The sequence below is a fragment of the Mycobacterium sp. Root265 genome, from assembly GCF_001428895.1.
GTDB lineage: Bacteria > Actinomycetota > Actinomycetes > Mycobacteriales > Mycobacteriaceae > Mycobacterium.
Window position 1 is genome coordinate 88,388 of the sequence record NZ_LMJA01000030.1, and the last position, 18,649, is coordinate 107,036.

Annotated in this window: 18 protein-coding genes and 1 tRNA gene; 12 read left to right on the forward strand and 7 right to left on the reverse strand. The window is 67.7% G+C overall.

Annotated features, from left to right (window positions below; genetic code table 11):
- The first annotated feature begins 130 nt into the window (after positions 1-130).
- Positions 131-886, forward strand: coding sequence for an SDR family oxidoreductase (locus ASE48_RS23010; protein ID WP_057169484.1), 756 nt, complete (start codon positions 131-133; stop codon positions 884-886).
- Here ASE48_RS23010 and ASE48_RS23015 read toward each other — a convergent pair.
- Positions 883-1,305 carry a MerR family transcriptional regulator gene (locus tag ASE48_RS23015; protein ID WP_057169485.1) on the reverse strand — a complete coding sequence of 141 codons (423 nt, stop codon included), beginning with the start codon at positions 1,303-1,305 and terminating at the stop codon, positions 883-885. The genes ASE48_RS23010 and ASE48_RS23015 overlap by 4 nt on opposite strands.
- Positions 1,306-1,361: 56 nt before the next feature.
- Between ASE48_RS23015 and ASE48_RS23020 the strand changes: the two genes are divergently transcribed.
- Positions 1,362-2,324 carry an oxidoreductase gene (locus ASE48_RS23020; protein ID WP_057169486.1) on the forward strand — a complete coding sequence of 321 codons (963 nt, stop codon included), beginning with the start codon at positions 1,362-1,364 and terminating at the stop codon, positions 2,322-2,324.
- Positions 2,325-2,379: 55 nt separating this feature from the next.
- On the opposite strand, the gene ASE48_RS23025 is transcribed toward ASE48_RS23020, so the two are convergent.
- Both ASE48_RS23025 and orn read right to left on the reverse strand, forming a co-directional pair.
- Positions 2,380-2,452, reverse strand: a tRNA-His gene (locus tag ASE48_RS23025).
- 46 nt (positions 2,453-2,498) lie between these two features.
- Positions 2,499-3,128 (reverse strand): oligoribonuclease, encoded by a 630-nt coding sequence (gene orn / locus ASE48_RS23030; RefSeq protein WP_057169986.1) that lies wholly within the window; start codon positions 3,126-3,128, stop codon positions 2,499-2,501.
- 81 nt (positions 3,129-3,209) lie between these two features.
- Between orn and ASE48_RS23035 the strand changes: the two genes are divergently transcribed.
- Positions 3,210-4,796 carry a helicase HerA-like domain-containing protein gene (locus tag ASE48_RS23035; RefSeq protein ID WP_057169487.1) on the forward strand — a complete coding sequence of 529 codons (1,587 nt, stop codon included), beginning with the start codon at positions 3,210-3,212 and terminating at the stop codon, positions 4,794-4,796.
- Between the two features lie 82 nt (positions 4,797-4,878).
- Here the strand turns inward: ASE48_RS23035 and cmrA are convergent, their stop codons facing one another.
- Positions 4,879-5,685: a mycolate reductase gene (gene cmrA / locus ASE48_RS23040; protein ID WP_057169488.1), complete on the reverse strand. Its 807-nt coding sequence runs from the start codon at positions 5,683-5,685 to the stop codon at positions 4,879-4,881.
- A 33-nt stretch (positions 5,686-5,718) separates the two neighbouring features.
- Here cmrA and ASE48_RS23045 point away from each other — a divergent pair, with 33 nt between their 5' ends.
- Positions 5,719-7,023 (forward strand): MFS transporter, encoded by a 1,305-nt coding sequence (locus tag ASE48_RS23045; RefSeq protein ID WP_057169489.1) that lies wholly within the window; start codon positions 5,719-5,721, stop codon positions 7,021-7,023.
- Here ASE48_RS23045 and ASE48_RS23050 read toward each other — a convergent pair.
- The gene (locus ASE48_RS23050; RefSeq protein WP_057169490.1) at positions 7,020-7,781 is read right to left on the reverse strand and encodes an MmpS family transport accessory protein; all 762 of its coding nucleotides are present in this window, start codon (positions 7,779-7,781) and stop codon (positions 7,020-7,022) included. The genes ASE48_RS23045 and ASE48_RS23050 overlap by 4 nt on opposite strands.
- A gap of 81 nt (positions 7,782-7,862) precedes the next feature.
- Complete coding sequence (locus tag ASE48_RS23055) at positions 7,863-8,474, reverse strand: SACE_7040 family transcriptional regulator (protein WP_057169491.1); 612 nt, start codon at positions 8,472-8,474, stop codon at positions 7,863-7,865.
- A 72-nt stretch (positions 8,475-8,546) separates the two neighbouring features.
- Between ASE48_RS23055 and ASE48_RS23060 the strand changes: the two genes are divergently transcribed.
- The 8 genes from ASE48_RS23060 (at position 8,547) to ASE48_RS23095 (ending at position 17,883) form a co-directional block, all read left to right on the forward strand.
- On the forward strand, positions 8,547-10,085 hold the full coding sequence (locus tag ASE48_RS23060; RefSeq protein WP_057169492.1) for a carboxyl transferase domain-containing protein: 1,539 nt from the start codon (positions 8,547-8,549) through the stop codon (positions 10,083-10,085).
- A 1-nt stretch (position 10,086) separates the two neighbouring features.
- On the forward strand, positions 10,087-12,066 hold the full coding sequence (locus ASE48_RS23065; RefSeq protein WP_057169493.1) for an ATP-binding protein: 1,980 nt from the start codon (positions 10,087-10,089) through the stop codon (positions 12,064-12,066).
- Positions 12,063-13,226 (forward strand): acyl-CoA dehydrogenase family protein, encoded by a 1,164-nt coding sequence (locus tag ASE48_RS23070; RefSeq protein ID WP_057169494.1) that lies wholly within the window; start codon positions 12,063-12,065, stop codon positions 13,224-13,226. The genes ASE48_RS23065 and ASE48_RS23070 overlap by 4 nt, the downstream gene beginning before the upstream one ends.
- Positions 13,223-13,714, forward strand: coding sequence for a MaoC family dehydratase (locus ASE48_RS23075; protein ID WP_057169495.1), 492 nt, complete (start codon positions 13,223-13,225; stop codon positions 13,712-13,714). The genes ASE48_RS23070 and ASE48_RS23075 overlap by 4 nt, the downstream gene beginning before the upstream one ends.
- Positions 13,714-14,526 (forward strand): HpcH/HpaI aldolase/citrate lyase family protein, encoded by an 813-nt coding sequence (locus ASE48_RS23080; protein WP_057169496.1) that lies wholly within the window; start codon positions 13,714-13,716, stop codon positions 14,524-14,526. The genes ASE48_RS23075 and ASE48_RS23080 overlap by 1 nt, the downstream gene beginning before the upstream one ends.
- A gap of 94 nt (positions 14,527-14,620) precedes the next feature.
- Positions 14,621-15,727, forward strand: a complete 1,107-nt coding sequence (gene pdhA / locus ASE48_RS23085) for a pyruvate dehydrogenase (acetyl-transferring) E1 component subunit alpha (protein WP_057169497.1) — start codon at positions 14,621-14,623, stop codon at positions 15,725-15,727.
- Between the two features lie 4 nt (positions 15,728-15,731).
- Complete coding sequence (locus ASE48_RS23090; RefSeq protein ID WP_057169498.1) at positions 15,732-16,775, forward strand: alpha-ketoacid dehydrogenase subunit beta; 1,044 nt, start codon at positions 15,732-15,734, stop codon at positions 16,773-16,775.
- Positions 16,768-17,883, forward strand: a complete 1,116-nt coding sequence (locus tag ASE48_RS23095) for a dihydrolipoamide acetyltransferase family protein (RefSeq protein ID WP_057169499.1) — start codon at positions 16,768-16,770, stop codon at positions 17,881-17,883. Before ASE48_RS23090 ends, ASE48_RS23095 begins: the two co-directional genes overlap by 8 nt.
- Positions 17,884-17,886: 3 nt before the next feature.
- On the opposite strand, the gene ASE48_RS23100 is transcribed toward ASE48_RS23095, so the two are convergent.
- Entirely contained in the window at positions 17,887-18,639 is a 753-nt protein-coding gene (locus ASE48_RS23100; protein WP_057169500.1) for an enoyl-CoA hydratase, read from the reverse strand.
- Between the last annotated feature and the right edge of the window lie 10 nt (positions 18,640-18,649).

The window sequence follows — 18,649 nt, forward strand, 5'->3', positions numbered from 1 at the left end:
TCTCCTTTCACAGCGGTTCGTGTCTGTGTAGACCCACTGTGCGGTCTGAATTCATCGCGCGCGGTACTGTCCGACCAACAAAGGGTGTCCTAAGCCCGGATCGACCGAGGGAAAGCGAGCTCTACAGACCATGAGTGGTGAAGGTTCCGACATCGCCGGATTGCGTGTGCTCATCGTCGGTGCGTCCTCGGGTATCGGGCATGCGGTCGCAGTCCGGGCCGCCGAGCGCGGCGCCAAGGTGGCGGTGGCCGCACGCCGGACGGACCTACTGAAGGCGCTGGCTGAGCAGATCGGCGGCACGGCGTTCGAACTCGACGTCGAGGACCCGGCGGCCATCGGACGGGTGGTGGACGCCGCCGCGGAGACCCTCGGCGGATTCGACGCGGTCGTCTTCACCAGCACGGTGGCCCCGATGGCACATATCGAGGACACCGATATTGCCACCTGGATTCACGCCTTCAACGTCAACACCCTGGGCGCCAACAGCGTGCTGCGTGCGGTGCGGCCGCACCTGTCCGACACCGGCGTCGTGCTGATCACGTCCAGCCACGATGTAGGCCGGCCGCGCGCCGGGGTGGCGGCCTACAACGCCAGCAAGGCGGCGCTCAACGAGATCCTGCACTCCTGGCGCAGCGAGCACCCCGACCTGGCGATCGTGCGGGTCGGCATCGGCCCGACCGAGGACACCGAGATCCTGCGTGGCGCCGACCGCGAACTGCTGTCCCTGTTGTTCAAGTCGTGGACGAAGCACGGCCAGCTGCCCGAGCAGATGTCGGCGCTCAATGATGTTGCCAACACCCTGGTTTCACTGGTCGGCACCGCCTACCTGAACCCAACCGTGGTGCCCGAGGTCGTGCAGTTGGCACCGCGGGTCCGGCGGGGCTAGCGGTCGGTCGGGTCCCACAGACCGTCGGCCTGCCCGCGATTCAGGTGGTCGGCGTAGATATCGACCTTGCGGACGATGACCTCGCGGCACTCCACGAGCGCCTGAATCTGGGTATCCACCCGTCGGCGGTGGCCGTCGAGCAGCTCGAGTCGCTCGGCCTCGTTGCCCGGCCCCTGCCGCACCAGCGCGGCGAACCGCCTGAGATCCGCGAGCGGCATGCCCGACTCACGCAGCTTCACGCAGATCTGCAGCCACTCCACGTCGACGGTGGCGTACTGGCGTCGCCCGCCGGTGGTGCGCCGGACCGGACCGACGAGCAATCCCTCGCGCTCGTAGAAGCGCAAGGCATGCACGCTGAGGCCCGTCCGCTCGGCGACTTCACCGATGCTCAGGGGCTGGGCGCCCGCGTCGACGGTCATGATGTCGATTCTTCCAGCTTGATCTAGACCTCGCTCTAGGTTCTAGCGTCGCGGCCATGACTGATCGGTGCACACCTGTTTCCCTGTTCTCCGCGGCCAGCACCGCGGCCGACGTGCTGTCCGGTATCGACTTGACCGGCCGCACCGCGGTGGTGACCGGCGGCTACTCCGGATTGGGACTCGAGACCACCCGCGGACTGGCTGAGGCCGGAGCCCGAGTCATCGTCCCGGCTCGCCGGCCCGCTGTCGCACGTTCCGCGCTCGCCGGCCTCAACGGCTGCGACGTCATCGAGATGGACCTGCTGGACATCCCGAGCGTCCGCGCGGCGGCCGCACAGATCAAGGAGTCCGTCGGCAGGCTCGATCTGCTGATGGCCATTGCCGGCGTGATGGCCACCCCGATGCGGCACGTCGGACCGGGGTGGGAAAGCCAGTTGGCCGCCAACCACTTCGGGCATTTCGCCCTCACTTGCGAGCTGTACCCACTGTTGGCCGCGGCCGGCGGTGCCCGTGTGGTGGTCACCTCTGCCGGACACACGTTGACCGACTTCCGTTGGCATGACCCGCATTTCCGCACCGGCTACGACAAGTGGCTGGCCTATGGGCAGGCCAAGACCGCGAACGTCCTGTTCGCCGTGCATCTCGATGCGCTCGGCCGCGATGACGGAGTGCGTGCGTTCGCCCTTCATCCGGGCAAGATCATCACCGGTCTGCAACGCGAGATGTCGCGCGCCGAACAGATCGAGCGGGGCTGGGTGGACGAGCACGGCACGGTGATCGGACCGGGCTTCAAGACCGCCGCCCAGGGCGCGGCCACCGGGTTGTGGGCGGCGACGTCGGCGGCACTGACGGATCGCGGTGGCAGCTACCTGGAGGACTGCGCCATCGCCGCGGTCGCGGCGCCGGACACACCGATGGACGACGGGGGCGTGCGCGCCTATGCCATTGATCCCGACAGGGCCGAGCGGTTGTGGGGGCTTTCGCTCGCAGCGACGGGTGCCATGCCCATCGGACACTGATACTGGCTCTGAAACGCAAACGGTGGGAGGGCCAAGAGGCCCTCCCACCTGCGCGGGTGGCTGACGGGACTCGAACCCGCGACAGCCAGGATCACAACCTGGTGCTCTACCAACTGAACTACAGCCACCATTGCCGCCTCAGCGGCGTTGACGATCTTAACCGCATCGGGGCCGTTAAGCCGAATCGGTTTCCTTCGGCGTGCTGCCCGCCGGGCCAAGCTCGGCCGCGACGGCGGCGATTTCGCTGGTCGACGGCCCGGGAGCGGCCACGAAGGCGGTCTGCCGGTAGTACTTGAGCTCCTGGATCGACTCATGGATGTCGGCCAGCGCGCGGTGCGCGAGACCCTTCTCAGGCTGGCCGAAGTAGATGCGCGGGTACCAGCGGCGGCACAGTTCCTTGATGGAGCTGACGTCGATCATCCGGTAGTGCAGGAAGGTGTCCAGCGTCGGCATGTCGCGGGCGATGAAACCGCGGTCGGTGGCGATCGAATTGCCGCACAGCGGAGCGGTATTCGCCGACTTGACGTGGCTGCGGATGTAGTCGAGCACCATGGTCTCCGCGGTGGCCATATCGATGTCGGATGCCAGCACCTCCTTGTCCAGCCCGGACTTGGAGTGCATCTTGGCCACCACCTCGACCATGCCGGACAGGTCCTCCGGGTCGGCGTGGATCACCACGTCGATACCGTCACCGAGGACGTTCAGGTCGGCGTCGGTCACCAACGCCGCAATCTCGATGAGCTTGTCGGACTTCAGGTCGAGCCCGGTCATCTCACAGTCGATCCACACCAGTTCTTCACGCACGGAGATCCACAGTATTCCCACCGCCGACAAGTTGCTGCCTGCACCTGCCCTGTAGGTGCGTGTTCAGTAGTGTCTGGACCCATGACCGCAGAATCGACCGCGACCCCGGCTCAGCAGATCGCCGCAGGTTATGCCGTTGAAGGCCAGGCGTTGGAGCTGGGCACCGTCGTCGTCGACGGAGTGGTCGACCCGAGTGCCCAGGTGCGGATTCCGCTGGCGATGGTCAACCGGCACGGCCTGGTCGCCGGCGCCACCGGCACCGGCAAGACCAAATCCCTGCAGGTGATGGCCGAGCAGCTCTCGGCGGCCGGGGTGCCGGTGCTGATGGCCGACGTGAAGGGCGACCTGTCCGGGCTCTCGCGGCCGGGGGAGAGCAGTGAGCGCACCTTGGAGCGCGCCGCCGACACCGGCGACACCTGGGCAGGCACGGCCTACCCGGTGGAGTTCCTGTCGCTGGGCACCGAGGGCATCGGGGTGCCGGTGCGCGCCACCATCACCAGCTTCGGCCCGATCCTGCTGTCAAAGGTGCTGGGGCTCAACGCCACCCAGGAGTCGACGCTCGGGTTGATCTTCCACTGGGCCGACCAGAAAGGGCTGGCGCTGCTGGATCTGAAAGATCTGCGCGCGGTCATCCAGTTCCTCACCAGTGACGAGGGCAAGCCCGAACTCAAAGCGCTGGGCGCGGTTTCGACGACGACGGCCGGGGTCATCCTGCGCGCCCTGGTCAACCTGGAGGCAGAGGGCGCCGACACCTTCTTCGGTGAGCCCGAACTGGAGCCCAAGGACCTGATCCGCCTCGACGCGCAGGGTCGCGGCGTCATCTCGCTGCTGGAGCTGGGCGCCCGGGCCGCCCGCCCGGTGATGTTCTCGACGTTCCTGATGTGGGTGCTTGCCGACCTGTTCACCACGCTGCCCGAGGTCGGCGACGTCGACAAACCCAAGCTGGTGTTCTTCTTCGATGAGGCGCATCTGCTGTTCAACGACGCGTCCAAGGCGTTCCTGGAGCAGGTCGAGCAGACCGTGAAGCTGATCCGGTCCAAGGGCGTCGGGGTGTTCTTCTGCACCCAGCTGCCCACCGACGTGCCCAACGATGTGCTCAGCCAGCTCGGCGCCCGGGTGCAGCACGCGTTGCGGGCGTTCACCCCCGACGACCAGAAGGCGCTGTCCAAGACGGTGCGCACCTACCCCAAGACGAAGGTCTACGACCTGGAGAGCGCGCTGACCTCGCTGGGCATCGGGGAGGCCATCATCACCGTGCTCTCCGAGAAGGGCGCACCGACGCCGGTGGCATGGACCCGGATGCGGGCGCCGCGGTCGCTGATGGACACCATCGGCCCGGACGCCATCAAGGCCGCCGCGGCCGCCAGCCCGCTGCAGGCCACCTACGGGCAGACGGTCGACCGCGACTCGGCCTATGAACGGCTCACCGCCCGCCTCGCCCCGCCGGAAACCGCGCCCGTCGACCAGCTGCCGCCGCCGCTGCCCACCTCGGTCGGTTCGGCCGAGGCCGACGGCGCGGTGAAATCGCGGGGCACCGCCGAGCCCAGTTTCCTGGACAAGATGGCCAGCAGCCCGGCCTTCAAGAGCGCGATGCGTTCAGCGGGCACGGTGATCGGCCGCGAGATCACCCGCAGCATCTTCGGCACCGGCCGTCGCCGCCGCCGCTGACATGAACCGCCGAAACTGTATTCCAGAAGGGCGTTACTCGAACTTCGCCGTCCGGAACACAGTTTCGGCGGTCAGTAGCTCGCTACTGGCCGCCGAGCTTCTTGTAGACCGCACCGACGATCGGGGTGACGATCGCCCGCGGCGCGTACCCGCTGGCCACCGACATCGCCTTGGACGTCAGGCCCGGCACGATGCGCATCTTGTTGGCTTCCAACGCGTCCAGGGACACCTTGGCGGTGTACTCGGTGTCGATCCAGAGGAAGTCCGGGATCAACCGCTCCACCAGCGACTGCTCGGAGACATCCGGCAGCTCGGTGCGCACCGGCCCCGGCGCGAGCAGCGTGACATGCACGCCGTCTTTCTTGACCTCACCGCGCAGCGATTCGCTGAAGGTGTTCGCGAAGGCCTTGGTCGCGGCGTAGGTGGCGTTGTTGGGGATCGGTGAGTTGCCCGCCGCCGAACCCGAGATCAGGATGCCGCCGGCCTTGCGGGCCAGCATGCCCGGCAGCACCGCCAGGCAGAGGTCATGCACGGCAATGGCATTGAGCTGAACCTGGGCCTTCTCGCCGGCCGGGTCGAGCTTGGCCACCGGACCGAAGGTCGCCGTCCCGGCATTGGCGCACAGGATGGAGATGTTGCGGCCGGCGAGCTCGTCGCACAGCACATCGCGGGCCGCCGGGTCGGCGAGGTCCACCGGCCGCACCTCCACGGTGACACCGTGGCGTTCGGTGATGCGCTGGGCGAGCTCGGTGAGCACCTCGCCGCGGCGTGCGGTGATGATCAGGTGGTGGCCGCGGGCGGCCAGATCGAAGGCCAGGGCCTCACCGATGCCCTGGGAGGCTCCGGTGACGACTGCGCGGGCGTCGGGATGGGGCGCGGGTACAGGCATGCCGAAATCGTAGGGACCATTAGGGTGACGCCCATGAGCAGCCCCGGGTCGGCGCCCGATCAGGCCCGGCGGTCACAGGTTCTGTCGTGGGTTCTCTACGACTGCGGGGCCACCGCGGTCAACGCCATCGTGGTCACGTTCGTCTTCTCCGTCTATCTGACCGACGCGGTCGGTGCCGGGTTGCCCGGAGAGATCACCCCGTCGACCTGGCTGGGCTGGGCGCTGACCGCCGCCGGCATCATCGTTGCGCTGCTGGCGCCGGTGACCGGCATCTGGGTGAACGCCCCGCACCGTCGTCGCCGGGCCCTGACCCTGCTGACCGGCGCGGTGGTGCTGATGGTCGCGAGCATGAGCTTCATCCGCACCGATCACAGTTACCTGTGGGCCGGGCTGGCGCTGCTGGCGTTCACCGCGGCCTGCAACGACCTGGCGACGGTGCCCTACAACGCGATGCTCAGCCAGCTGTCGACCCCCGCGACGGCCGGCCGTATTTCCGGGGCCGGTCTGGCCGTCGGGTACGGCGGCAGTGTGGGTCTGCTGTTGATCGTCTACGCCGGGTTCATGGTCGGTGACGGTGGCCTGCTCGGATTGCCGACCGACGACGGCCAGAATGTGAGCGCCGCGATGCTGCTGACCGCGGCCTGGTTCGTCGTCTTCGCGTTGCCGCTGCTGCTCAAGACGCCCAAGCTGCCCGTCGACGCCGAGCACCGCACGGTCGGCTTCTTCGCGTCCTACGGAAAGCTGTGGGGCGAGGTGCGCAGCGAATGGCGCCGTGACCGCAACGTCGTCTACTACCTGATCGCCAGTGCGATCTTCCGCGACGGGCTCACCGGGGTGTTCACCTTCGGGGCGGTGCTCGGTGTCAGCGTGTACGGCATCTCTCCGGCCAGCGTGCTGCTGTTCGGGGTCTGCGCGTGTCTGGTCGCGGCGGCGGGGGCGGTGGCCGGCGGACTGCTCGATGACCGGTTCGGCGCCAAGCCCGTCATCGTCTGCGCGCTCACGTTGATGATCGCGGTCGGCCTGACACTGATGACGCTGTCCGGGCAGCTGGCGTTCTGGATCTGCGGGCTGTTGCTGTGCCTGTTCATCGGCCCGACGCTGTCGGCGGCACGCACCCAGATGCTGCGGATGTCCACCGCGGGCAAGGAAGGTGTCGCGTTCGGTCTCTACACGACGACCGGACGCGCGGCCGCACCGTTGGCACCCTGGATGTTCGCCTTGTTCATCGCCATCTTCGGCACCGACCGCGCGGGTATGGGCGGGCTGTGCGCGGTGCTGGCGCTCGGTCTGGTGCTGATGCTGGGGGTACGCGTTCCGCGCACCGCGCAGGTGGTCTAACCGATCGGGCTGCAGATCGTCAGACCCGAGCCGGTGCGCTGCTGAACCTGGGTCCCATCGATGCTGATCGAGCAGTTCACCTCGCGACCGACGTTGATGATGGTGACACTTGCCGACTGCTTGGCCGGCTGGGCCAGATTCACCGTCTTGCTCCAGGGCAGCACCACATTGAACTCGGTCTGCAGCACACCCCCGTCGTCGACGTAGGTGACGTTGATGGCCCGTCCCTCACCGCCGACGGTGTAGGTCACCGTCTCGGTGGCGCCGGGGGTGGCCGACCCGCCGGGCACCGACGGTGCGGCGGTGGTCGTCGGCGCGGGGCGGCTGGTGGTGGTCGGACGGCGCGTCGTGGTCGGTGGAGTGCTGCTCAGCGTCGGTTCGGCCCCGCTGGGCTCGGACAGCGTGGGTACCGGGGCGACGACGGTCTGCTGCTGGGAGCTGTTGACGATCACCAGCGCGATGACCAGGCCGATGACGGTGATGACGGCGATGGCGGCCACGATCCACAGCCAACGCGGTGTGCCAGGAGGCTCCGGTGGCGGGGGCCCCGGGGGTGGCGGCGAGCCGCCGTAGGGCCCGCTGCCGTACTGCCCTGCGGACTGGTCATAGCCGTAGGCGGGGTACACGGGCAACTGCTCGGTGGGGCGCACGCCGTACGGGGGCTGACCCGAATAGGCAGGATCGGAGTAGCCCGAATACCCGGAATGTCCACCGTCGAGCCGCTGCGTCGGCTCGTCTCTGCGTGGAGAATCGGTCATTGCCACCTCATGTGGTCACACGGTACCCGCGCGGCCTGGGAATGGTGGTGACCCCGATCGGTCGCTGTGCCCGAGCACAACTCAGCGTGCGGCCGTCAGGGCGGCGACGGTCATGGCCCGCAGGATGCTCCGCGAGGCATGGTCTGTGCTGGGCATTTTGACGCTGTGCGGGGTGGAGTTCAGCAGGCCGAACACGGCGTGCGATTTGAGTCGGGCCTCGGTCTCGTCCAGTTGGTCATCGACCTGTCGCAGGACGTCCACCCAGATCTCGACGTACTGTCGCTGCGCCTTGCGGACCTGGCGTTTGGCCACCGGCGGGAGGTGTCCGAGATCGCGGTCCTGGATGCGGATCAGGTCCGATTCGCCGAGCACGAAGTCGAGGTGGAAGTCGATCAACCCGTCGAGCGCGGCGCCCGCGTCGCCGGCGTCCGCAACGACCTCGCGTGCCCCGGCGAGCAGTCGGGTGCTGATACCGACCAGCAATTCGACCAGCAGTGCTTCCTTGTTCGAGAAGTGTCGATAGATTGCGGGCCCGCTGACTCCTGCCGCGGCGCCGATGTCCTCCAGACGGACGGACAGGTAACCGTGTTCGGCGACCAGCCGTTCGGCCGCAGCGATGAGTTGGGTCCTGCGATCGGATTTGGCCCTGCTGCGCGGAGTCTCAGTGGTCATACCCGGCTCCGTTTCCGCCATGGACATTTGAGTTAGTGGCAATTAACATCATATGAGTTAGTCGCCATTAACTCAAGTGGAAACGGTTCATCGATGACACATCGCGACGCGCATGTCGCCCTGGTGACCGAATTGCGCGCCAAACTGGCCGCAGTCGCGCTGGGTGGCCCGGAGAAGGCCCGAGAACGCCACGTGGGACGCGGAAAACTGCTCCCGCGCGACCGTGTGGACGGACTGCTCGATCCGGGCAGCCCTTTCCTGGACATCGCGCCGCTGGCCGCCGACGGCATGTATGACGACGACTGCCCGGGCGCGGGCATGATCGCGGGCATCGGCCGGGTGTCGGGGCGCGAATGCATGATCGTGGCCAACGATGCGACGGTCAAGGGCGGCACCTACTACCCGATCACCGTGAAAAAGCACCTGCGCGCCCAGGAGATCGCCGCGCAGAACCGGTTGCCGTGTCTGTATCTGGTGGACTCCGGTGGGGCGTTCCTGCCACGCCAGGACGAAGTCTTCCCCGACCGCGAGCACTTCGGCCGGATCTTCTTCAACCAGGCCACCATGAGTGCGCAGGGCATCCCGCAGATCGCGGCGGTGCTCGGTTCCTGCACCGCCGGTGGCGCCTACGTGCCGGCCATGAGTGATGAGGCCGTCATCGTGCGCAACCAGGGCACCATCTTCCTGGGCGGCCCGCCGCTGGTGAAGGCCGCGACCGGTGAAGTGGTGACCGCCGAGGAACTCGGCGGCGGTGACCTGCACTCGAAAACCTCTGGGGTGACCGATCATCTGGCCCATGACGACCGGGATGCGCTGCGCATCGTGCGCCGCATCGTGGGCACGTTCGGGCCGCGGCAGGACCCGCCGTGGGAGGTGCGGCCCACCGTCGAACCGGTCGCCGACCAGTCCGAGCTCTATGACGTGGTGCCGGTGGATTCGCGGGTGCCCTATGACGTGCACGAGGTGATCACCCGTGTTGTCGATGGCGGCGAGTTCCAGGAGTTCAAGGCCGAATACGGCACCACCCTGGTGACCGGATTCGCGCGCATCCACGGCCATCCCGTCGGCATCATCGCCAACAACGGTGTGCTGTTCGGAGAGTCGGCCGTCAAAGGCGCGCACTTCATCGAGCTGTGCGACAAACGCAACACCCCGCTGGTGTTCCTGCAGAACATCGCCGGGTTCATGGTGGGCCGTGACTATGAGGCCGGGGGCATCGCCAAGCACGGCGCCAAGATGGTCACCGCGGTGGCCTGCGCGCGGGTGCCGAAGCTGACGGTGGTGATCGGCGGCTCCTACGGAGCGGGTAACTACTCGATGTGCGGTCGGGCGTATTCGCCACGGTTCCTGTGGATGTGGCCCAATGCCCGTATCTCGGTGATGGGCGGTGAGCAGGCCGCGTCGGTGCTGGCCACCGTGCGCGGGGACATGACCCCGGAACAGGAAGAGGCGTTCAAGGCGCCGATCCGTGAACAGTACGAGCACCAGGGCAATCCGTACTACTCGACAGCCCGGCTGTGGGATGACGGAGTGATCGACCCCGCGGACACCAGAACGGTTCTCGGACTTGCCTTGTCAGTTGTCGCACAGGCTCCGCTGGAGCCGGTGTCCTACGGCGTCTTCAGGATGTGACATGACTTTCCATACCGTTTTGGTCGCCAACCGCGGTGAGATCGCGGTACGGGTCATCCGTACCCTGCGCGATATGGGTATCCGTTCGGTCGCGGTGTACAGCGACGCCGACGCCGGTGCCCGCCATGTCGGTGAGGCCGATATCGCGGTGCGCATCGGGCCGGCGCCGGCAAGGCAGAGCTATCTGGACATCAATGCGATCGTGTCCGCCGCGCAGCGCACCGGAGCGCAGGCCGTGCACCCCGGATACGGATTCCTGGCCGAGAACGCCGAATTCGCGGCCGCCCTGCACGCTGCGGGCATCGTCTTCATCGGACCGCCGGTGCCCGCGATCAAGACCATGGGCGACAAGATCGCGGCCAAGGCCGCGGTCTCGGAGTTCGATGTGCCGGTGGTCCCGGGGATTTCGCGGCCCGGCCTGACCGACGACGATCTGATCGCCGGCGCGCCCGGGGTCGGCTTCCCGGTACTGGTGAAACCGTCGGCCGGTGGCGGCGGCAAGGGGATGCGGGTGGTGCATGAGGCCGCCGAACTGCCTGCTGCGCTGACGAGTGCGCGCCGCGAGGCGGCCTCGGCGTTCGGCGACGACACGCTTTTCCTGGAGCGTTTCGTGTTGCGCCCCCGCCACATCGAGGTGCAGGTGCTTGCCGACGGGCACGGCAACGTCATCCATCTCGGCGAGCGGGAATGCAGCCTGCAACGCCGGCATCAGAAGGTCATCGAGGAAGCACCCTCGCCGCTGCTGGACGCGGCGACCCGGGCGCGCATCGGTGAGGCCGCCTGCAACACCGCCCGCAGCGTCAACTACACCGGGGCCGGGACCGTCGAGTTCATCGTGTCCGCGGACGCGCCCGATGAGTTCTTCTTCATGGAGATGAACACCCGACTGCAGGTCGAACACCCGGTCACCGAACTGGTCACCGGCGTGGACCTCGTGGAGCAGCAGGTGCGTATCGCCGCGGGCGCCGAACTCGGGATCGCGCAGGGTGAGGTCGCGCTGACCGGGCACGCGATCGAAGCCCGGGTGTACTCCGAGGATCCCGGCAACGGTTTCCTGCCCACCGGGGGCACGGTGCTCGACGTCGTCGAAAGCCCACGCGCGCGCACCGATTCGGGGATCTACGCCGGCACCGTGGTGGGCAGTGACTACGACCCGATGCTGGCCAAGGTGATCACCCACGGCCAGGACCGGGACACCGCACTGCGCGGTCTGGACCGCGCGCTGACCGAGACCGCCGTGCTGGGGGTGACCACCAACATCGACTTCCTGCGCTTCCTGCTGGCCGATGAGGATGTCGCCGCCGGTCGGTTGGACACCGGCTTGCTGGATCGGCGCACCCCGGATTACGTGGCGCCCCAACCCACCGATCACGAGTTGATCGCCGCCGCCGCCTACCGCTGGCTGCAGACCTGGGTGGCCGCGGACGACAATCCGTGGTCGGTGCCCTCGGGGTGGCGCACCGGTGCGCCCGCCCCGACGGTGATCCGGCTCGGCGCGGGGGAGCGGGTGGACCATGTGCGTATCACCGGGGCCCCGGATGCCGCGACCGCCGAGGTCGAGCACGGCGCCACCTATCGGATCAGCGCGGTGCGCCGGGGCCGGCAGCTGCACCTCACCATCGACGACATCGGCGCCGAGTATGTCGTCGCCGCCGACGCCGGATACGTCTGGCTGGCCGGCCCGCACCGCACCATTGCGGTCCACGAGGTGCGAGAGGCGCCGGTACGTCCCGACGACGAACACGCCGGTGACGCCGAACTGCTCAGCCCGATGCCGGGTTCTGTTGTCGCTGTGGGAGTCACTGACGGCGCCGATGTCACCTCGGGCACCGTCGTGGTCACCGTGGAGGCGATGAAGATGGAACACGCACTGTCCGCACCCGTCGACGGTGTGGTCGAACTTCTCGTCGCCGTGGGCGACCAGGTCAAGGTGGGCCAGCCGCTGGCCCGAATCACCGCAGCAAAGGAGGCTCAGGAATGAGCGACTATCTGTCCACGGGCGCACTGCCGGACGACTACGCACAGCTGGCCAAGACGGTGCGCGATTTCGCGCAGAGCGTTGTCGCACCCGTCGCGGCCAAACACGATGAAGAACACAGCTTCCCGTATGAAGTGGTGTCCGGGATGGCCGAGATGGGGCTGTTCGGCCTGCCGTTCCCCGAGGAGTACGGCGGCATGGGCGGCGACTACTTCGCGTTGTGCCTGGCCCTGGAGGAACTGGGCAAGGTCGACCAGAGCGTGGCCATCACCCTGGAGGCCGGGGTCTCGCTGGGCGCGATGCCGGTGTACCGGTTCGGCAATGACGCACAGAAGCAGGAGTGGCTGCCGCTGCTGGCAAGCGGTAAGGCGCTCGGTGCCTTCGGGCTCACCGAGGCCGGCGGCGGCAGTGACGCCGGGGCCACCAAGACCACGGCCAAAGAGGACGGCGGTGACTGGATCATCAACGGCTCCAAGCAGTTCATCACCAACTCCGGCACCGACATCACCAAGCTGGTCACCGTCACCGCTGTCACCGGGGAGACCGGCACCGGCAAGAAGGAGATCTCGGCCATCCTGGTCCCGGTGCCCACCAAGGGATTCACCGCCGAACCCGCCTACAACAAGGTCGGCTGGAACGCCTCGGACACCCACCCGCTGAGCTTCGACGATGTCCGGGTGCCTCAGGAGAACCTGCTGGGTGAGCGCGGCCGCGGGTACGCCAACTTCCTGCGCATCCTCGACGAGGGCCGCATCGCGATCGCCGCGCTGTCGGTCGGTGCGGCGCAGGGATGCGTCGACGAAAGCGTGAAGTACGCCAAGGAACGTGAAGCCTTCGGCGCCGCGATCGGCAGTTATCAGGCCATCGCCTTCAAGATCGCCCGGATGGAGGCCCGGGCCCACGTGGCCCGCACCGCCTACTACGACGCCGCCGCGCTGATGCTGGCGGGCAAGCCGTTCAAGAAGGCCGCGTCGGTCGCCAAGCTGGTGGCCAGCGAAGCCGCCATGGACAACTCGCGTGACGCCACCCAGATCTTCGGTGGATACGGCTTCATGAACGAGTATTCGGTGGCCCGGCACTACCGGGATTCCAAGATCCTCGAAATCGGTGAAGGGACAACCGAAGTGCAGCTCATGCTCATCGGACGGGAGTTGGGACTGTGAGCGATACGCCCAAGCGCATCGTCGAGCAACGCGGCCTGTGGTTCGAGGAGTTCGAAACCGGTGTGCTGTACCGGCACAAGCCGGGCCGCACCATCACCGAGGCCGACAACGTGCTGTTCACCACGCTGACCATGAACACCCAGGCACTGCACCTGGATGCGGCGTTCGCCGATGCGCTGCCGCCGTTCAACCAGCGGCTCGTCAACTCGATGTTCACGTTGTCGACGCTGGTCGGATTGTCGGTCACCCAGCTGACCCAGGGCACCATCGTCGGCAACCTCGGCTTCTCCGACATCGCCTTCCCCAAACCGCTGTTCCACGGCGACACCCTCTACGCGGAGTCCGAGGTGACCGACAAGCGGGAGTCCAAGAGCCGGCCCGGCGAAGGTATCGTCACCTTCGCGCACACCGGCCGTAATCAGCACGGCGACATCGTGGCGACCGCGTCGCGAAAGACCATGGTGCGCAAGAAACCTCAGGAGGCCTAGTGCCGCTCGACAATATCGGCCCGGCGTGGATCTTCTGCCCCGCCGACCGTCCGGAACGGTTCGAGAAGGCCGCGGCCGCAGCCGATGTCGTCATCCTCGATCTGGAGGACGGCGCCGGTGACAAGCCTGCCGCACGTCGCGCCATCGTCGACACCCCGCTGGATCCGGCCCGCACCGTCATCCGGATCAACCCGCACGGCACCGAAGACCAGCGACTCGACCTGGAGGCGCTGCAGCGCACCGGCTATACGACCGTCATGCTGCCCAAGTGCGAGGCTGCCGAGCAGGTGAGCGCCCTGGCGCCGCTGGACGTGGTGCTCATCGTGGAAACCCCGCTGGGTGCGCTCAAGGTCGCCGAGACCGCCGCCGTCGACAACACCATCGGGGTGATGTGGGGTGCCGAGGATCTGTTCGGCTCGCTGGGTGGGACGCTCAACCGCTTTCCCGACGGTTCCTACCGCGGGGTGGCCCTGCATGTCCGCTCGCAGTCGCTGCTGGCCGCCAAGGCCTACGGCAAGCTGGCGCTGGATTCGGTCTACATCGACATCAAGGATCTCGATGGGCTGCGCCGGGAGACCGACGACGCCGTCGCCGTCGGCTTCGACATCAAGGTCGCGCTGCACCCCACGCAGGTCACGGTCATCCGGGAGGGGTACGCACCCTCGGACGAACAGGTCGACTGGGCGCGACACGTATTGGCGGCTGCGACAAACCAGCGGGGCGCATTCGCTTTCGAGGGCATAATGGTGGATGCCCCGGTACTGCGGCGGGCGGAGCGGATCGTCCAGCTTGCGCCTCACCCCGGTAGTTAGCCGGCACCCCTGACCAGGGGGTCGCACTGACCGCAGCCGTGCCGAGCACCTCACGGAATGGCGGCCGAACATGCCGCCACCTGAAGGAGGCGGTATGGCTGTGTTGGGTGATGCGACGGTTGACGACGCCAGGATCGATGACGGGCTGGTGCAGTTGCTCCGCCCTGACGGGACGCCGAGTGACGACCACCGCGCCGGGGGATACCGCCGGAACCTGCCGCCCGAGACGCTGGCCTGGCTCTACGAGCAGATGGTCGTCACCCGAGAACTCGACACCGAGTTCGTCAACCTGCAGCGCCAGGGCGAACTCGCCCTCTACGCGTCCTGCCGCGGTCAGGAGGCCGCCCAGGTCGGCGCGGTGGCCTGCCTGCGCAAGACGGACTGGCTGTTCCCGCAGTACCGCGAGCTCGGCGCGTTCCTGACCCGCGGTATCGCGCCCGCCAACATGGGTGCGGTGTGGCGGGGGACCTGGCACGGCGGGCTGTCGTTCACCGAGAAGTGCTGCGCGCCGATCTGCATCCAGATCGGCGCCCACGGCCTGCACGCGGTCGGCGCGGCGATGGCCGCCCAGCGCCTCGGCGAGGACTCGGTGACGGTGGCCTTCATGGGCGACGGCGCCACCTCCGAGGGCGATGCCCACGAGGCGCTGAACCTGGCTGCGGTGTTCCGGGCGCCGTGCGTGTTCTTCGTGCAGAACAACCAGTGGGCGATCTCGGTGCCCGTCACCCGGCAGCACGCCGCCCAGTCGTTGGCGCACCGTGCGGCCGGCTACGGCATGCCGGCCGTCCGCGTCGACGGCAACGACGTGCTGGCCTGTTTCGCGGTGATGACTCAGGCCGCCCAGCGCGCCCGCGACGGGGGTGGGCCGACCTTCATCGAGGCGCTGACCTACCGGATGGGGCCGCACACCACCTCCGATGACCCCACCCGCTACCGATCGGCTCGGGAAGTCGAGCAGTGGGCGGCCCGGGACCCGATCCAACGGTACGAGACATACCTCAGATCGGTTGGGGTGCTGACGGATCGGCTCACCGAACGAGTCGAGGCCCGGGCCGTGCGGCTGCGCGGCGAGTTGCGCGACGCCATCGTCGGTGCACCGGACATGGACATCGCGGAGGTTTTCGACACCGTCTACCACGAGATCACCCCGGAGTTGGCCAGACAGCGCGACCAGTTGCTCGTCGAGTTGGGGAAGGACTAGGCCCATGACCCAGATCATCGAGCGGTCCTCGACGCACGGCGATGACCTGCCCGAACCCCGTCCGTCACTGTTGACGATGACGATGGCCCAGGCCATCACCCAGGCGCTGAATGATGCGATGGCAGCCGATGACCGGGTGCTGGTGTTCGGTGAGGATGTCGCGACGCTGGGCGGGGTGTTCCGGGTGACCGACGGACTGGCCGAAACCTTCGGCGATCAACGGTGTTTCGATACACCGCTGGCCGAATCGGCCATCATCGGGATTGCCATCGGGATGGCGGTGCGTGGGTTCGTCCCGGTGCCCGAGATCCAGTTCGACGGGTTCTCTGCGCCGGCCTTCGACCAGATGGTCAGTCACCTGGCCAAGTACCGGATGCGCACCCACGGCGATATCGACATGCCGGTCACGGTCCGCATCCCGTCTTTCGGTGGTATCGGTGCGGTGGAACACCATTCGGAATCCACCGAGAGCTACTGGCTGCACACCGCGGGGCTGAAAGTGGTCGCGCCCTCGACCCCGTCGGACGCGTATTGGCTGCTGCGCCAGTCGATCACCTGCCGGGATCCCGTCATCTACCTGGAGCCCAAACGTCGGTACTGGACCCGGGGGACCGTCGACACCGAGGCGCCGGCGCTGCCGTTCGGGCGGGCATCGTTGGCGCGCAGAGGATCCGATGTCACCGTGCTGACCTACGGCGGGCTGGTGGACACTGCGCTGAGCGCGGCAGAGTTGGCCGCCGAACAGCATGGGTGGGATCTGGAGGTGATCGATCTGCGCACGCTCAATCCACTCGATTTTGACACCGTCGCAGAGTCGGTGCGCCGCACCGGCCACTGTGTGGTGATGCACGAGGGTGCTCGCACCCTCGGGTTCGGTGCCGAGCTGGCGGCGCGGATCTCCGAGGAACTCTTCTACGATCTGGAGGCGCCGGTCTTGCGTGCCACCGGATTCGACACGCCCTACCCCCCGGCCCGGCTGGAGAAGATCTGGCTGCCCGGGGTGGACCGCCTGCTCGACTGTGTGGAGAGGTCTCTGGCACATGAGTGATACCGACAAGCCAGAACTCCTCGACTTCCGCGTCCCCGATCTCGGGGAGGGCCTGGAAGAAGCCACCATCACCGGCTGGTCGGTGGCCGTCGGTGACGAGGTGGCCCTGAACCAGACGTTGTGCACGCTGGAGACCAACAAGGCCGAGGTCGAGATCCCCAGTCCCTACGCCGGTCGCATCGCCGAACTCGGTGGGCAGGAAGGCGACACGCTGCCCGTGGGTGCGGTCCTGGTGCGCATTGCCGGTACAGCGCAGAAGTCGGTGCTGGTGGGTTACGGGACCGACGACCGCATGGACACCTCGCGGCGGGCCCGGGCCAAGCCGCCGGTCCGCAAACTGGCCCGCGAACTCCAGGTGGACCTCACCGCGGTGGCGCCGACGGGCCCGGATCGCATCGTCACCCGCGATGATGTGCTCGCCGCGTCGGCCACCCCGGACATGCGGGCGCTGTCGGGGGTGCAGGCCGAGATGGCCAAGCGGATGACGTTGTCGCGTAACCAGATTCCCGATGCGCATGCCGGGGTTCAGGTCGATTGTGCGGCGTTGCTGAGGCTGCGTGATCGCCTGCAGATCACGCCGTTCGTGCTGACCCTGCGGCTGCTGACGCTGGTGCTGCAGCGTCACCCGTTGCTGAACTCGACATGGGTGGACACCGCGGACGGCCCACGCATCCACCCACATGCCGCGGTGCATCTGGGCGTCGGGGTGGCCACTCCGCGCGGGCTGCTGGTGCCGGTGGTCGCCGATGCCCAGCAGCGCAACACGCGTGAACTCGATACCGAGGTCAACCGGTTGGTCCAGGGTGCACGCGACGGCGGGCTGCGGCCGCCCGAGCTGATGGGGTCGACGTTCACCGTGTCCAACTTCGGGGCGCTCGGACTCGATGACGGGGTGCCGGTGATCAACTACCCGGAGGCCGCCATTCTGGGCATGGGCTCGCTGAAACCGCGGGCAGTGGTGATCGACGGTGAGGTGCTCGCCCGCCCGACGATGTCCTTGACGTGCGCCTTCGATCACCGCATCGTCGATGGCGCCCAGGTCGCGGCATTCCTGACCGATCTGCGTGAGCTGATCGAAACCCCTGAGTTGGCGCTCGCGGACCTGTAGCGCTCAGTGCTTCTTGGCTGCGGCCAGCCGCCGCTGGAACTCCGGTGATTCGATGGATCGTGCCTGCGGTGTGATCTCCACGTCCACCGCGATCGCGTGCTGCGCGCTGTCGAGAAAACCCGGGTTGGCGGTGGCACGCATCGACGCTTTGGTCGCGATCACCACATCGCGCGGCGCGGCGGCCGGGCCGGCGGCGAGTTGCTGCGCCGCGGCGACCGGATCGTCGGCAACCTCGAGAGCCAGGCCATACCGCACCGCCTCGTCGGCGTCGAAGCGTTTGCCGAACAACAGCGCCGCGCGCGCCACCTGGGGGCCGACGCCGCGCTGCAGCATCCAGGTGGCACCGCCACCGGGATGGATGCCGAGCTTCTGGAATCGGGGATCGAAAAGTGCTGCGGGACCGGCAATTCGGACGTCGGCCGCCAGTGCGAGGTTCAGTCCCGCGCCGACCGCGGCGCCGTTGACGGCCGCGATGGTGGGCAGGGTGCAGTCGGCGACCGCCAGGAACCCGTCGTAGATGATGCGCAGTCCGTCCTCGGCGGCTTCACCGAGCGCGGTCAGGTCGGCGCCCGCGCAGAACGCCTTGCCCGCGCCGGTCAGCACGACGGCGTGCACATCGGTGTTTGCTTCGGCGGCATCGATCGCGGCGCGCAGGGCTGCCGAGATCTCGGCGGTCACCGCGTTACGGCGGTCGGGATCGTTGACGGTGACGGTGGCGACGTGATCGGCGACGTCGATGAGAACGAGGTCTGACATGGCATCAGGC